Source organism: Corynebacterium sp. zg254 (genome assembly GCF_024701495.1).
In the GTDB taxonomy this organism is placed as follows: Bacteria; Actinomycetota; Actinomycetes; order Mycobacteriales; family Mycobacteriaceae; genus Corynebacterium; species Corynebacterium zhongnanshanii.
Window position 1 is genome coordinate 290,806 of sequence record NZ_WIAR01000002.1, and the last position, 16,161, is coordinate 306,966.

The 16,161-nt window shown below is 54.3% G+C and carries 11 protein-coding genes, 1 tRNA gene and 1 pseudogene; 3 read left to right on the forward strand and 10 right to left on the reverse strand.

The annotated features are described in order from the left end of the window. Positions 1-19: 19 nt before the first annotated feature. Positions 20-2,185, reverse strand: coding sequence for a cytochrome c oxidase assembly protein (locus GC425_RS06960; protein ID WP_192930408.1), 2,166 nt, complete (start codon positions 2,183-2,185; stop codon positions 20-22). Between the two features lie 92 nt (positions 2,186-2,277). Here GC425_RS06960 and GC425_RS06965 point away from each other — a divergent pair. After that, a tRNA-Arg gene (locus GC425_RS06965) sits at positions 2,278-2,351 on the forward strand. 412 nt (positions 2,352-2,763) lie between these two features. On the opposite strand, the gene GC425_RS06970 is transcribed toward GC425_RS06965, so the two are convergent. Then, positions 2,764-2,934 (reverse strand): hypothetical protein, encoded by a 171-nt coding sequence (locus tag GC425_RS06970; protein WP_192930409.1) that lies wholly within the window; start codon positions 2,932-2,934, stop codon positions 2,764-2,766. Between the two features lie 301 nt (positions 2,935-3,235). On the opposite strand from GC425_RS06970, the gene GC425_RS06975 reads away from it, so the two are divergent. Next, entirely contained in the window at positions 3,236-3,358 is a 123-nt protein-coding gene (locus GC425_RS06975) for a hypothetical protein (protein WP_257822674.1), read from the forward strand. A gap of 282 nt (positions 3,359-3,640) precedes the next feature. On the opposite strand, the gene GC425_RS06985 is transcribed toward GC425_RS06975, so the two are convergent. From GC425_RS06985 to GC425_RS06990, 3 genes are all read right to left on the reverse strand, one after another. Further along, on the reverse strand, positions 3,641-3,946 hold the full coding sequence (locus GC425_RS06985) for an integrase core domain-containing protein (RefSeq protein WP_151844482.1): 306 nt from the start codon (positions 3,944-3,946) through the stop codon (positions 3,641-3,643). Between the two features lie 188 nt (positions 3,947-4,134). Then, a complete protein-coding gene (locus tag GC425_RS09960) occupies positions 4,135-4,341 on the reverse strand; it encodes an IS3 family transposase (RefSeq protein WP_151844567.1) in 207 nt (68 codons plus the stop codon). A gap of 1,488 nt (positions 4,342-5,829) precedes the next feature. After that, positions 5,830-6,129, reverse strand: coding sequence for a hypothetical protein (locus GC425_RS06990; RefSeq protein WP_151844483.1), 300 nt, complete (start codon positions 6,127-6,129; stop codon positions 5,830-5,832). 70 nt (positions 6,130-6,199) lie between these two features. Here GC425_RS06990 and GC425_RS06995 point away from each other — a divergent pair. Then, positions 6,200-7,421 (forward strand): annotated as a pseudogene (locus GC425_RS06995) (IS3 family transposase). On the opposite strand, the gene GC425_RS07000 reads toward GC425_RS06995, so the two are convergent. The 5 genes from GC425_RS07000 to GC425_RS09965 form a co-directional block, all read right to left on the reverse strand. Then, entirely contained in the window at positions 7,402-7,860 is a 459-nt protein-coding gene (locus GC425_RS07000) for a helix-turn-helix domain-containing protein (protein ID WP_192930410.1), read from the reverse strand. The pseudogene GC425_RS06995 and the gene GC425_RS07000 sit on opposite strands and share 20 nt — an antisense overlap. A 449-nt stretch (positions 7,861-8,309) precedes the next feature. Continuing rightward, complete coding sequence (locus GC425_RS07005) at positions 8,310-11,183, reverse strand: SNF2-related protein (RefSeq protein WP_231699759.1); 2,874 nt, start codon at positions 11,181-11,183, stop codon at positions 8,310-8,312. After that, positions 11,171-14,140, reverse strand: coding sequence for a DEAD/DEAH box helicase family protein (locus GC425_RS07010; RefSeq protein ID WP_151844484.1), 2,970 nt, complete (start codon positions 14,138-14,140; stop codon positions 11,171-11,173). Before GC425_RS07010 ends, GC425_RS07005 begins: the two co-directional genes overlap by 13 nt. A gap of 16 nt (positions 14,141-14,156) precedes the next feature. Continuing rightward, positions 14,157-15,980, reverse strand: coding sequence for a site-specific DNA-methyltransferase (locus tag GC425_RS07015; protein WP_374707639.1), 1,824 nt, complete (start codon positions 15,978-15,980; stop codon positions 14,157-14,159). Next, positions 15,946-16,116, reverse strand: a complete 171-nt coding sequence (locus GC425_RS09965; RefSeq protein ID WP_374707640.1) for a hypothetical protein — start codon at positions 16,114-16,116, stop codon at positions 15,946-15,948. Before GC425_RS09965 ends, GC425_RS07015 begins: the two co-directional genes overlap by 35 nt. Positions 16,117-16,161: the final 45 nt, after the last annotated feature.

Consider the following 16,161-nt stretch of genomic DNA (forward strand, 5'->3'; position numbering starts at 1 on the left):
AAACTATTGACAAACTCGGCTATGTATGCTTTTTGCGCCCATGCTTGTCCGAGTGCAGCGCCGAGTGGACCGAATTCGTGTGATACTCCGATCCGTAGTAGGCGTTTTCACCCATGTCCCCTTGTCCCGACGCCAACCCGGCCAGCATGTCATTGTAGGCACGGAGCTCCTCGTCTCCACTTCGTTCTTCGTGGCGATCGTAACGCGCTGCCTGCTTGCGGTCCGTCCTGAGCCACTGGACGCCGTGCGCGGCCGTGACGATGAGCAGAGGGATCTCTCCCAATCCCCACGTCAAGGCTCCTCCTAAGTGCTGGTCTGCCAAGAGGTCCACTTCGAAGGGGAGGTTGAGGCTGCGATAGAAATCCTCATTGAGAGGGTTGGCCATCTGCATCATGGCGATACCGAACCACACGTGGAAGGTCACCACGGCAAACAGCACCAGCATCTTCATGAACGGGCTGAGTTGACGCGGAGCAGCGTCTACACCAATGACCACCCAATAGAAGATGTATCCGGAGATCAGGAAGTGGATCATCATGAACAGGTGACCAGCGTGCTCTGGGGCGATCTTATCGAACAGGCTGGACATGTAGAGGTAGTAGAAGCCGATCACAAACTGCACACCCGCCACCACAGGGTTGGTGAGGAACCGGGAGACCGGGTTGTTGATGAAGACCACCAACCACTCACGTGGGCCCGGAACGCCGTTGCGTCCCGCCGGAGGTAGCGCTCGCAGCAGAATCGTCATCGGTCCGCCCAATGCCCAGAACACCGGGATCACCATGGTCAAGAACATGTGCTGCAGCATGTGGGGGCTGAACATCGCCATGGCGTACATGCCCATTCCGGAGCATGTCACCGCAATCAATGTGACGTTACCCAAGGTCCACCACACCAGGCGATTGGTGGGCCACTCCACGCCCCTGCGTTTCAGAACCACATAAGCCCAGACGTACACCGCTTGAAGAAGCAGGGCACCCGTGCCGAAGACAAGGTCGAAGCGCCAGTGGGTGAGGTAGGCCATCATCGACGGAGGTTCTGTCAGGGTGAATCCCAGCAAAATATCCTGCTGCGTCAGGTCGGGATTGTTCTCCAGCGGTGGTGGGATACGCGAGAGGGAAATCGCCACGCCGATCGTTGCCGCCATCACGAGGACTTCCCCTATGGCGAGACGAATGAAGGGAGCGCGCTGGGCGTCGGTCATTGTTCCATCAGGGCGCTCAACCACCCGCAACACAGGGATAATACGGGAACGGTGCATCCAGCCAAAGCCCGCGAGAATCAGCGTGAGCAACGCCTTGAGCATTATCACCAGGCCATATTTCGTGGTGAACCAGTCGGCAGGATCCACGCGCAACAACGCGTTAATCACACCGGAAATGGCCAGGACGATAATCGAAAACAAGGCTAAAAAGCTATAGCGCTCCGTGATGACGGTCAGGTGTGGACCACGGCGTTTCGCGTGCGCAATAAGCGCACACAGACCACCGACCCACAGAGCAGTAAACACAATGTGCCACAGCAGCGTATTCACGCCGTGGTCGTGGGAACCACCGGAGGCGGAATGCCCCTCCAAGGCCAACGGAATAAGGGACAGAATAGAAATCGCCAGGAATATCGGCTGGAAAATCCATTTACGAGTCAACAGGGACAGCATTGCTACCACACCTGCAAAAATGGCAACCCACATCCACGTTTTAGACGCAGAAACCTGCTCCACGGCCGTATCCCACGCAGCCACATTCAACGCGGTCTTTAAAGGCTGGCCGGACACATCCGACAAATACATCGGAACCAGCAGCACAGACAGCAAGGCAAACAGCGCCATGCCCCACGTGCCAGTGCGCGCAGCGCGGAAACCATCCAGATCCAGGTAGCCGTCCTTGCGCGGAGGGGCGCCGAAGGCGGACATGAGGAAGCCTCCGATGCCGATGCAGGCGATGAGCTGTGCCATGCCGCGCACTAAAGGCAAGCCAAACGTGGTGAGCGCGCCCGGGTCTGGAATGCCCAAGATCGCCAGCGAATCCCCCACGAAGCTAAACCCAATGAGGGCCGCCACCAGACCAGCGACCAGCGTGGCGAGGATATACACCACAGCAGGTGACTTCATCCGCGCAGATGTCGGTGACTGTTCGCCAGGGTTGGCCTTCACGTCTTCCTCGACCGTTTCCATAAACATTGACATTACCGCCTATCCCCTACAACGCCACATGGTCGCCGACACTTAGCCACCTCAGTAGGTCTCGTGGCCGAGGGTGCGTTATTGTAGTTGTGATTGCCTCCGTAGCTCAGTGGATTAGAGCAGTGGGTTTCTACCCCATGTGTCGCGGGTTCGAGTCCTGCCGGGGGCGCTTTTTTATGGGTGGGGTTTACCTGAGTTTTTGCTGGTGGGTGTTGGTTTTTGGTTTTTACTGTTCGTGTGTAATGCGGTGCGTTTTGGTGCCGTGTGTCGTGGAAATGTCGTAGATTTTGCACGTTTCCATGCGAGGCAACATGAGGCGACATGAGGCAAGGTCGTGACAAGATCGCGCCGGCATCGGCTTACCCGCTTTTTCGCCGCCAACTCACTGTAAAAGCGTTGTGCTTCAGCTATCCACGCGTTGTGATACTTCCCACCACGCAACAGGTGGTAAGGGCAGCCGGTCTGGCCAACGTCCGCATGCTCAATGCCAATCGGCTCATAGTTTGCCTGCAGGTTCCCCGCATACCACCCCGTATCCGAGTCGTTTACGAACTGCCCGTCCTGCCCGTGTTCTCCCCCTGCTAGTGCGCCGACGCCGAGCAGGTCTGCCGCAAACGACAACAATCCTCCAACGGCAACACACCGGCTTTGTGGTGACGCACAATGTACCGAGTTTTGTGGCCGGCACGGCCGGGTGTGAAGCGCTTATTCATAAGCCGGCGCACATCCGGCCCCACATTCAACCAATCCATTTTTGCCTCCTTTTAAATATGCCCTCCAACCTGGAAAGGGCCAGGGATTGAGAATCTTTGCGATTTTTAAAATTTTTGCCTTGAAACATATAACTATGCCGTTAGGTACTGGTGTTACAACCACAGAGTGGAGGTGAGACTAATGGACTACACAGACATTATCGCCACGATCACCCTGATCGTGATGATCGTCGCCTGGATCGACACCAGGAATTGAGACCACCCCGGTTCTAAATGCCTCTAACATTCAGAACCGGGGGGCTCCCCCAATACTATCCCAACAAGCAATAAGGACAATCCAATGCGCTTCACGATCCTCGGCCTCGGTACAGCAGCCATCACCCTCCTGGCCGGAGCCTCACCACTATTCGCCCCCGCCTTCATCATCCTCGGACTAGCCATCGACCACAACAAGGACAAATAACCATGCGCCCCATCATCACCGACGCAGACACCGGCCGCGAACTATGGCGCGCCGTAGACTGCGCAAACTACTGCAGCATCAGCACCGGCTCGTGGCGAACCTACAACTCGGCAGGCAGGACGCCTGCACAGGTCTCAGACCTAGGCGACCGCATGCCACTGTGGGACGCGGAGGAAGTTAAAACTTGGCATGCAAACCGGCCAGGCTCCCCCGTCAAAAACCACCCCACCTCAACCCGAAAAACACGGTAACTTACACCTTGAAGTGCTCCGGGTTTTGTTCCTAGACATGTGCCGTGATGTCCATTATCTCCTGGCCCAGGTTCCCGGCCCACAACTCTTCCCCAACGTCAACAGGTGTGCGGTATCCCAGCGTCTGCTGTAGACGAATCTCGTTGCACCAATTCACCCAGTCACATGTCGCAATCTCAACCTCCGTAACCTCACTCCACTTCTTTGTATGGATAAGCTCGTTCTTGTACGACCTATTGACGTTGTCAGCCAGAGCATAGTCAAAAGAGTCGCCAACGGCGCCGGTAGAAGCAACAATTCCCTTTTCAGCAAGGCGATCATTGTAAACAATGCTCACGTACTGCGGCCCATGTCTTCAATGGTGAATCAGACCTGGAGCCTCAATCCGACGTGAAACTACGTCGGTGACACAAGCGGTGTTTGCAAACCCCTTGACGCGTTCGAACATAGGCACTGTCAGCCCCCACAATGCATTCGGCCGCCCGGCAGTGAATGCACGCTTGACCAGGTCAGGGTGCAAATCCCTTACGCTTCGCCGCGCGTGTGATGAGAGGCGCTTGCGCCTTTGACTGTGCCAGATACACCAGCCAGGCGCATCAGGCGAGCAGTCTGCTCACGGCCACTATCGATACCTTTACGGCCAAGAGCATGCCACATTGTCCGCACTCCGTAGACCCCATAGACTGCGTAATGAATCTCGAGGAAGTGCTCTATCAGGGCGGTGTCCCGCAGCTTTCGATGTTCACGACGACGCCGGGCGTTTTCAGCGGCGAGCTATGTACCACGAACCCCCTAGCTGTGAAGCTACTGCCTGGCACACGGCCTGCATCGACAAGTTGCCCGCCGCGATGCAGTCTTCAACGAGACGGACCACCCGGTCCTCCGCATCCTGAGCAAATCTACTTCGGTATAGTCCAGATTTTCCCATCTACTCAAACGAAACAAAACCTGGGACACTTCAGGTTGACTTGCCGATGTCGAGGTCGTCTCGTATTTTATCCGGCTGATTGCCAACGCATCCGGCCATCAGAGGCGAGGGCGCACACCATTGGTTTGCCAGTTTTGCTTACACCAGTCCCGCCGGAGCAGTATGCCCCGGGGTGTACGGTCCCGGCGTTTGTTGCCGGTGGCTCGTATACGGGTTGCGGAGCCGGCGCTGGTTCGTATGCGGGTGCGGGTGTGTATTCGGTTTTTGGTGCGGGCGCTGGGACTGGTGGGATGAAGTTGCTTATGGGTTCTTCTGGTTCGCGTTGTGACGCTGGGGGTTGTTCATCGCTAGGTGGGTGTGCGGGGGCGTCGTTTTCTGCCGCGGTTGGTTCTTCACTGGTTGTTGTGTTTTCAGTAGTTGGTTTTTTGCTGGTTGTGGAGGCGGTGGTTGCGGCTGTTGTGGAGGTGGTGGTTGTGGCGCTGCCGGTGGTGGCTGTGGTGTTTCCTTGCTGCTCCGGTGCAAACGCGCCGCTGACCACGAACAGCACGATGGATGCGATAGTGATGACGCCCCAATGCCGTTTCATTGGTTCTGCCCCATTTTTCTCTCGGTTTTCGTGGATTAGCCACCAGATTCCTGGAAGGGCGATTGCGAGCCCGGTGCACAGGCCGAAAAGAGAGACTCCATTAACGAGCCCACCGAGAACCCGGATTGCTCCTAGCCCGACTGCGAGGAAGGCTAGCACTTTTTTCCAGAAAGGTTGCTGATGGTGAGTGTGTGGCTTAGGAGTGGGTGGCTTCGAAGCATGCGGCCCTGATGGGGGTGGGGTGGCTGCCGACTGGGGTAGATAAGGGTTCATGTCCATGCGGTTAGTGCTTTCAGGATGGGGGGATGGCTGGTCGATGCTCATGGTTTAGGCTTTCTAAGGGTTGGTTTTGGAGTTTATTTTATTGTGGGGAAAGTAGCTTTTTACGTTTTCGACGACATGGGGGGTGCAGTTTTTACTATTGTGCAGGTCAGCCCAGGCGGTAGGGGGTCCTATATGATTTGTCAACCCTGAGGGTGAGGTTGTTGGCGGGTATGAAGGGGGTTGCTTGACCTTGGGGATGTTGTTTTTCGGGCAGGCTGAGTAGCCGGTGGGGGTTGTGTCCTCTAAGGTGGTGATCTGTAACCCGCGGTCAGCCACATGCCGGTACACACGCAGGCGACCATCATAGAGACCCCCACTTCCCCAAAGTGGACCGACAGACGCGACGGCTACCGCACGTCCCAGTGCGGGCAACCCCAGTGACTCAGCGCTGCGATAGCCTCTCAACAGCAGCAATCAAATCATTATCAGGCTCATTGACGTTCTCCAGGTGGACAACCTCCACCGGCTCACCAAAGGTAGCCTTGATCTCCTCCAGCGCCTCCGGGATCGACAGATCACGCTGCGCACAATCATGGATCAAATCCTGGATCCGACCAGACAGGGGCAAATCCACAATGGAGAAAAACCCGCGCTCTCCACCGGATCGCAGAACGTCAATGTCATCAAAGCACACTGCTGCGAAACGTGACTCGCCCCGATAAATCCACGCCGTGCCCGGCATACCATGCTCTGAGGTTACCCTCGAGTAGTGGACATCCGATTAGTACGGATTTTTGTGTCCGTAGGAGAGGATGTTCATTGTGAGTAAGCAGCAGAGGAAGAAGTACACTCCGGAGTACCGGAGGGAGGCAGCTCGACTTGTCATCGAGTCTGAAAGGCCGATAGCCCGTGTTGCTGAAGAACTCGGTGTTCCGGCCGGATTGCTTGGTAGGTGGGTCAAAAACGAGCGTGAACGCATGGGCTCAGATGATGGGATGAGCCAGCCCGATCTGCGTGCAGAAATCACGCGCCCGCGCCGTGAATTGGCTGAATCTCGGCTGAATAATGAGTTTTTGTCAAAAGCAGCAGCCTTCTTCGCTGCGAAGAAACGCGAGCAGAAAAGTTCGAACTAATGTGGCAGGAGAAGGCGACCTACAGCATCAAGCCAATGGCACGCCTTTTGGGTGTATCCCGATCTGGGTACTACAAGTGGGCTACAGTGCAAGCAGCCAAACGTGCAGGTAAAAATCGGCGTGCCAGCTTCCTCACCGACCTTGACCAGCAGATCTAGTCCATCTGGAAAGATTCCGATGACGTTTATGGGTCCCCACGAATCACTGCTGAGCTGCATGATCGTGGTGTGACGGTGAACCGTAAGACCGTGGCAAAGCGTATGCGTGCGATGGGGATTGAAGAGATTTCACCGAGGGCCTTTGTTCCGGTTACAACCATTGAGTCAGCTCGTAAATCTTCGTTGCCTGACCTGGTAAAACGTGAGTTTGATCCAGGGGAGCTCAATCGGGTGTGGATGTCGGATATCACCTATCTTCGCACCCATGAGGGTTGGTTGTAATTATGTGTTCTTCGTGATGGCCATTCCCGCAGGGTCATCGGCTGGGCAATGGATTGTGTTCAAGATACTCATCTGGCCGAACGTGCCCTGCGTATGGCTTATACGCTGCGTGGAGAGGTGCCTGACGGATTGGTGTTCTATGCTGATCGTGGCACTTAAGTTCACCAGTGATCAGCTGTGGAAAGTGTGTCAGGAGTTCGGGATTGCCCTGTCGGTAGGCCGTACTGGGGTGTGTTTCGATAACGCGATGGCAGAGTCATTCTGGTCGACCCTAAAAACTTCAGTTCTATGACCAGAGAAAATGGGCCAGCCACGACGAAGCTCGTAAGGCTGTGACCCGATGGATCGAGGTGGTCTACAACCACAATAGACGGCACTCCAAGATCGGGATGATTAGCCCCGTAGAATTCGAAAGCCGGATCACCAACGAAAAGCAGCAGCTTAACCAACAAGCCGCTTAACAACGTGTCCACAAATTGCGGGCAACCCCACGGGTTCATGGTCAATGACTTCGGTGAGTCCCTGGGTTTGGATGTAGGCTGCCAACCCATTACAAAACTGGGCGTACTGGTATTTCAACATCCCTGGCTCGGCTGGCAAGGAGTAATACTTCTCCCACAGCATGCACCTGGTCAGATGCTTGTTCTTCGCCAGCTTATCCGCAAGAGCCTTATAATCCGGCTGGACATACGCTACTTTCCGCGCCCGGCGTCCATCCGGAAAATGCTCGTCAAAGAACTCCGGGGACAATCCCGCAAACGCCTCAGCAGTGATGCCATAGGCGTTGATGACATCGATCACGCGAGCGATATCGCGATTGGAGCACCCCAAGGCAGAAGCAATCGCGTCATAGCTTTTGCCTTCCAGCCGCATCGCCATGATCTCTTTCAATTCAGCCATGAACATGGCCTCCTTAGTCATGAAAACGTGTCACGATGCCGCAGAATTGACGACACCGCCGCACAGATCATGACCCGACCACCTAGCCAGAAACACCCCTACCACCTATGCGGACTATCCCAACCAAATACCCGAAATCGGCACACATTTTGTGCATCCCCATCGAGTGGTTCCTTTGCTTGTAATTCCATTGCGTTTCATCTGAGCGTCGCAGTGGAAGCATGGTCGTTTCTTTGGCATGGAGGATAGAACACCGCTGCTGCCTACCACATGGTGAGTGCAACACCGGGGATTTCTGGTGGTGTAGCTCGGTATATGCTCGCTGAGCATATACTTTGAGTGTTAGACCAGGCTAGGACCCGGAAAACGCCGTTTTCGGACACACATTTTGTCGTTTAACCCCTATGTTGACCGGTAAGTGCCCACCATCCGCAGAATCTCGCCAGCGCTCACTTGACCTCCCAGTTAATGGTGAATAGTTCTCGACGGGCCTCCCTTGCGTTAAGCGCATCGCGAGCACTGTCGAGGTATAGGTCAGACTCATCACGGAGCCGATTACGCTCGGTGCGGTACTCATCTTCTGCATCGTCAATCTTGCGGCGCCATTGCCTCGCCTCTTGCTTAAACTTGAGCTCTTCTGTAGCGCCGGAGGCTTTGCGTGCAGCCTTTTTCGCGGTAGCTTCCTTAGCTTGGTATTCGCGAATCATCGCATCATACTTTGCCTTGTGGTCCAGACGTGCCGCTTCAATGAGCTCTTCCTGTTGGAGAAAGAGACCCACGTTACGAGCCTCAACGTCCGAGCCTAGCTGCTGGATGCGCGAACAGACGGCGGTATCGAAACCAGAGGCATCCACTACCTCAGCAAAGACGCCTACGTAATTGAGATCCAGAAGGTCACGAACCTGTTCGTCGTCCATCGGTGTTCCGTCTTCAAGAAAACCTACGGTAACAAGATATGACTCACGGAGGTCTTGCGTTCCAGCGCGCATGTGGAAAGTAACCTCTTCAACACGAAGTCGCCCGCTCTTGTTTCGTAGTCGCTTCGCCAAGACCGTCGCTCGCTCGGAGTCGTTAATCTTAAAACTCACCCGTGCTGGCGGTGTCTGGCGCCCCTTCGCATGTTCTATCACCCAGCTGCACAGATCACTGGCGTAACGGTACTGATGGGCACCCTTTCGTGGTTCGGATTTGAAGTAGTACTGCCCAGTCGAAATGCCAGAGGCCGGGGCCTCTTTGAGAACAAATTGCGTACCCGAGTCATTGAAGCTGGCGATGCCGCTGAGCTCATGGCGGGTTACGGTAACCAAGAGTCGCTCGAATGCGTTCAATACCACACCAGTTTGCGCATCATAAGTCTTGAGCTTATCCCGCACCTTCGGGTCGAGATTGTCAAACACTTTGGCGCGAGTCTTCTTCATCTCTCGGCCAATCTGCTCAGCATATTGCTGTTCTAGCTTGTCGAAGGCCTCATCAATCTCCGCTGCGGTCTTGCAGTTGTCCAGAATACGAGCAATGTTCTTCTCAAAGTCCAGGCCATCCTCAATTTGCCCAAGCACTTCGTCGGAAGCTCCAAAAACAGACGTGAAGAGCTGGAACTTCTCAGTGAGGAGCTCCAAGATACGTTCCTCCGCCAAGTTTCCCTGATTGGAAAAATTGACCACCACCACGTTGTGCTTCTGGCCGAAGCGATGTACTCGGCCTATTCGCTGCTCCACTCGTTGAGGGTTCCATGGAAGGTCATAGTTGACGAGCATGGAACAGAATTGCAGGTTGATTCCCTCAGCGGCAGCTTCAGTGGCAATCATCAGGCGGCCGCGCTCACGGAACTCATCGACAAGGGCTTTTCGCCGGTCCGCAGCGGGAATGCCAGTGATCAAGTCGCTGCCAGCATTCTCCTCTAACCACCGCTTGTAGATGGCATTGGCCTCGGGACTGTTATTCGTTCCGTTGAACAGTACCAATCCTTCGCCCCAGCCAGCCTCAGTTAAAGACTTCGCAAGGTAGCTCTGGGTAACAGTTGAATCGGTGAAAATGATGGCCTTCTCAGGTGCTCCAATTTCACGCAGTTTGTCAAACCCCAGCTCGAGTGCCTCCACGAGCTTGACGGCTTTTTGATTGATCTCTATGGACCGGGCCAAGGCAGCATAACTGCGTAGCTCTGCAACCTCTTCCAGCATTTCTGCTCGCTGGGCTGGGTCAAGCGTCTCAGTCGTGGAGGCTGTGTTTTCAGCTTCCTCTTTCAGCTCGCTGGTGACGTCGGGATCGCTGACAAATCCACCGGCGTCGTTACGACGCTGGCCTGCTCGCACTTCAGACTCCAGTCGGTCAGCGGTGTTCTCCAGAGTCGAGGCGACAGCGTAGGAAGATGAGCCGAGCCGCTTACGCAAAATGAGCGCGGACAGGTGGCGCTGAGATTTGGCAAAGGCCCACAAGAATGGCCGCTGTAGGTAGTAATTGATTTTGCTGTACAGCTCTATCTCGGCATCGCTTGGCATGAATGCCATGGTCAGCGGCATGCGTTCGGTGAAGCGAATGTACTTGTCTGCATCTTTGCGTAGCGTCCTCTTAGCAACGCGAGCAACGCGAGCGGCCAGGTCATCATTGCCAACACCATCAGGGTTGTTAACGTAACGTTCTTTAAACGTACTCAGGGAATGAAAATAACCAGGAGCAAACACGCTCACCAGTCCATAGAGTTCCTCTAGACGGTTCTGTAGCGGCGTCGCTGTAAGCATGACCGTCTTGTCTGCCGACCGACAGATCTGTGCCACGTTGGCAGCGATTTTCGCCTGTCCAGTCCAGTGAGAACGCAGACGATGGGCCTCGTCACAGACCACCAGATCCCAGACACGGAGCAGCTTTGTTGTCTGCGAGTTGACGAACTCGTAGGAGCAGATGAGAACCTGGTCAGGAGCGCCCGGTCCGGTCAGATCATCAATGTTTGAGCGGTCCAAAAGGCCCGCCGGGAGTGCGAACTTTTCATCGAGCTCTTGCTTCCATTGCTGGCGCAGAGAAGATGGCGCGATAATCAGGATTCGACGCTTGCGCATTGCCCAATACTGACTAATGACAATTCCGGCTTCAATCGTCTTGCCCAGACCGACTTCATCGGCAAGAATGACTCCATCCAAAAACGGAGTATCCAAGGCGAACAAGGCAGCATCAATTTGATGGGGCTTCGGCTCCACCTGGGCATCGAACAACAGCCCGGCCAGCTTACCTACGTGATCGGAGGCGAAGGAACGCTCAAGTTCGTGGGCGTAAAGCTTTGCTTGATAGTCACTCAAGTACTGCACTGCAGCCAGCCTCTCTAGATTTCCCACCGCTCGGGGGCGGACACCTTGTAGTCCACACCAATCGCTGCAAAGTGCTTCTTAGCAGCCTCAATCTTCGCGTTCTCGCCCGCGCGTCGGTGCATAGGATCCAGGCTCGACTTCGTCTCGCGCACCAAGTAAAGATGCTTGGAGCCACCTTTGGTCTTAACAATTGCCCAGTCTGGGTTGTAGTCCCCCACAGGCGTGGGAACACGGAACTTATCCGGTAGCTTCATAAACAGCTCAATGTCTTGCCGGTCATCCAGAAGCTTCGCAAATTGCCGCTCAACCGCGGAGTCGAGTACAAGATAGTCGTAGTCCGTCTTATTCGCGTTCTTCACCTTGTAGAGCTGATCAATGAAACGGTCTTTCTCCTCGAGCCCATCCCGCTGCAGTTCCCGCAGCTCATAGATGCTACCTCCGATCGGCTCATACTGAATGCCATCTATAAGGATGTGATTCAGCTGTCCCTGAATACGGTCGGTCACCATCTTGATGAAGTCATGCGGATTCGCCTTGAAGTCAGCAAGACGCCCGCAACCAACCAGAATATCGATGATCGTCTTACGCGTAAGCGACGTTGCTTCCTGCAGTTGGCTAACAATATCCGGCAGCGGGTAGGAATCAGTCAGTTCTGCAAGTCGGGAACCGAGTTCACTGCCCTTCGGGCCACCGCGGGTGATCTCCAACCCCGTGCGGGTGACCTGAATTCTGATCGGGTCAATCTGCGGAGCCTGCTTGATACTCTCGATACAGCGCTGAATCAGCTCTGCACGTTCTACAGTGACGTGGTAGGTTGTGCTGGCTGAAATTGACTCCCAAAACTCTTCAAACTCCCGCGTCGCATAGACCTCCTTGTTGAGCTTACGGTTCACACGCTTCCGCTTGGTCTTGACTACGTTTTCTATCCTGCAGCCGTCAACAATGCGAACGACTTCATCTTCATAATCCTCGTACTCTTCTGGCAGGTTGAGAGTAAAACCAAGCTGTTCTGGCGTCCAGGTTCCCAACACCTCGCCCGCCTGACTGATATAGCCTCGATCTCGAAGCAACTCCCAGATTGTTTGCGAACGCACCGTCCCCATCCTGGTTTCCTTGCCTGATGTCGGATCAATCATCTGAAGAGACGCGAACTCAGTCGTTCGGACAAATCCGATAGGCACGCCCGCCTGTTTATATTCGTCTTGCAACGCCCCGGCAAATGCCTTATAGGACTCATTGGCCACTACAGTGAGCTGAGCTATACCAGCATCCTTAATCCGCACCCCCTGCTGGTTCACAGGCAAACGCAGACCACGACCAATCGTCTGGCGGCGCTCAGTCTCGGTGGACATGTCACGTAGCGTACAGATTTGGAAAATGTTCGGATTGTCCCAGCCTTCCCGTAGAGCGGAGTGGGAGAAGATGAACCGTACGGGCTCATTCATGCTCAATAGGCGGGCCTTGTCTTTCATGATGAGCTCGTACGCATCATCATCAGCCTTGGTCTTGCCCGAGGAGTCCTTGAACGTCATCGGTGCCGCTTTGCCTTTTCCAGCCTTCATCTGTGCGAAATATCCGGAGCGAGCGTCCACAGGATCAGCTGGCAAGAACGCGTGTGCGTCCTCGTTCTTGGCGCGTTCTTCCTTGTAAATATCATCGAAAGCAGCCGCGAAGGTTCCGTTGGCATCGAGGTTATTTATGCCCTCCCCCAGGTAGGAGGCGACCTTATCAATGAAGAACAACGACAGCACTTTGATGCCCCGCTCATGAACCTGGAGTTCTTTGCGGATATGCTCCCGGATAGTTTCCCGGATCATTTCACGGAACACGGCTTCCTGGTTGCTGCCAATCGCCTCACCCACACGCAGGTACCCATAATTGCTCAACTCAATTTGCTCTGGTTGAACGCTGATCTCATTAATCCGCCAGCTGCCCTCATATGCAGGGTTTCCGCCAGAGAGACGCTCAAGATCGGCCCCCTGCGCGGCAGTTACCTTACGCTTGGAATAGGAGCCGTCCTTCTTCTTCACCACCAGTTCAAGGCTCGCTCTGAATGACGGTTCACGCTTGACCTCAAGCAGCTTTACGTACGGCTTCGCCGCGCTTCCGAGCTCAAGGGTATCTGAGACTACGATTTTCTTGACGAGTTCCAGCCGGTGAGCGTCGATGGGATCAAGCCTATAAACAACATTCCGAGTCTTGCGGTGAGTCGCCGAATAGCGCAGAGTGCATAACGCGTTTAATTCACCCACAGCAGATTGTGCCAGAGCCGATTCCATGTTTTGTGGCTCATCCATGATCACTATCGGCCGCGTGGCCTGCAAAAAGTCCAATGGGCGCAGGCCTGAGAGTTTATCGCGCTGTTGGTGGATGACACGCGTGTTCTTGTCACCCTTTATCGAGTCGATGGTCATCACCACAAACTGCAGCGAGGTTGCCGTTGCAAAGTCACGGACCTGCTCTGCGCGTTCCCCTGAATACACGGTGTAATCCATGTTGATCTCCGGATACAAGTGCCGGAAATGGTCTCGCAAAAGCTCGATACTAGTCTTTACACCCTCACGGATCGGCACCGAGGGAACTAAGATAATGAACTTATTGAAGTGGTACTTGGCTGCGAGTTCAAACGCCGTTCGCAGGTAGACGTAGGTCTTACCGGTGCCGGTCTCCATCTCAATGTCAAACTGCAGTCCGTCAACAAGCTCATGATTGAGCTCCAAACCGTTCCTATTCTGAACGCGGCGAAGATTTGCGAGAACCGTCTCCTGATCGAGCACGAGATTGTTGCCGTAGGCTCCGACTTCGAGCGACAAATCCAGCATGTCATCGACCTCCCCCGACGGATCGAGTGCTCGGCCTACAGCACGATGGGGAAGTCTGGCCAACAACTGATCAGCATCAGCAGGCTGCCCATCGAACAAGTCTGTCACAGACTCAATAGCGTCCGTTTGATAGGACTGGCGAGAGTCAAATTGAAAGCGCATTGATCCAACCCCTGTCTTAAACCGTCCACAGCTCTACGTTATGCGTCCGGCACTCCTGCGCCAGATTCGTCTTCAGCTCATCGTCACCCTTAAATGCATCTTCAAGAATGACCAATCGCTCCGGCTCCTGCGCCACCACAGCACGCAGCTGATCCAACGTCGGCTGGGTGTGCTCATCCAAATACGCCAACATCAGGCCGGCTGCCACGCTGAACACGCTCAGGCCGGCGATCTCGAGAGTTTCGATCTTCTCAGTCAATGAGAATCCAAGCTTCAGCAGTACCTCAGTCAGGAGTGCCTCGGGGCGAGCATCATCATTCGCGGACTCGGCGAGGTTTGCAAACAGCTCCAGCAATTCGTCCTCGGAGAGACCGGAGTTCGCTTTCCACTTAGCAAAGTTTGTGCCAACGAGCTTGTAGGCTCGAAAACCAAGGTCAACGGCGGAATCGGACCAAAACTGTTCATCAGTACGCTCTTCGAGAAACTTGTTTCCAACTCCTTTTATCCGTTCACGCGCAAATTCAGAAATCGAACGAATACCAAGTTGTTCTAGTGTCGAACCCGTCGGCATAGCCTCAGGAAGCTGCACACAAATGAAACGACGGCTTTGACCATCTGTAGAGTTTTGCTTAAATACCGAGTGAGCCGTCGTTCCCGAACCGGCAAAGAAGTCCAAAATAAGGTCATCCTTCGCCGTCACAAAAGACAAAAAGTAACCAATCAAATCTGTGGGCTTTGCATACTGAAACGGATTTGGATACCCAGTTACTTCTTCGATTTCTCTCGAGGCGATCCTTGTTGTTCCAACAATCTGCCCTTCTAGCAAGGTACGCGGATGGAAAGTACCTCGCTCTTTAACGTATCGTAGCTGCCCATTCTTGTTGATAAAAAATTCGACGATTCTTTGCCCTTTTGAGTCGAATGTCTCCTTCCCTGAAAGCCAAGACTCAAGCTGCTCCTTCATCGCCCATCCCGCGGTCACATCGACATTCGCAGTCAAACGACCGTTAACGAATTCCATAACACCATGAATCTCCATGGTTTCAGTTTTCCCGATTATCCCGGTAAAAGTCCCATCTCCACCTTCGAAACGTAATCCTTGCGTTAAGGTTACCGTTGATGCCGGGTTCTGTTTCGAGATCTTCTTTACGGCACGATCTTCTATCAAAGTATTCTCGCCAAAGCTCATCAGCCTAAACAGCGGAAGACGTTTTTTATTTCGCGCCCAGGCAAATATATACTCGTGATTCCGGACAACGTGACCCGCCGTAGCCCCTGCTTTCGGCCAGATAAACGGGCCAACACAGTCGGAAGTCAAGGCATTATCGGCGCCAAAGATCTCATTTCCGATTTGCGCAAGACGAGCGGCTTCGTAATCGTCTATCGAAATGAAGATGACACCATCTTGGGTCAGCAAATTCCGAGCGAGTTTGAGGCGCGGATACATCATATTTAGCCAATTAGAATGGAATCGTCCTGTCGACTCGGAATTCGTGGAGACTTTACCACCTTCGTCGGCCTGTCCGGTGAGTTCGAGGTAGGATCCGATTGAATCGGCATAGTCGTCGGCGTAGACGAAGTCATTGCCCGTATTGTACGGCGGGTCGATGTAGATCATCTTGATCTTGCCGTAGTAGTGCTTCTGCAAAATCTTAAGCACTTCGAGGTTGTCGCCCTCGATGAAAATGTTTTGGGTTTCGTCCCAGTTGACGGAGTTTTCCTTGTCTGGCTCTAACGTCGCGGTAGTGGATGTCTGTGCCGCGCGGATTGCCTGCCGCTTCCCCGGCCAGTTTAGCTCAAAGCGCTCAGGGCCTTCCTCGACGTCCCCCCCCCCCGCCACCGAGGAGCATTTTCAGCTTGTCCAGATCAATCTTGCCATCTGCAACAATTTCCGGGAAGAGATCTACAAGTTTCTTCGCGGCTTCTGTGGTGAAGTCGGGGGTAGTTCCTGGAACGTGATTGATAAGGTCGGTCATGATTTCTCCTTCAAGATGACATGCGGGAGGGAGGCCTCACCGCCG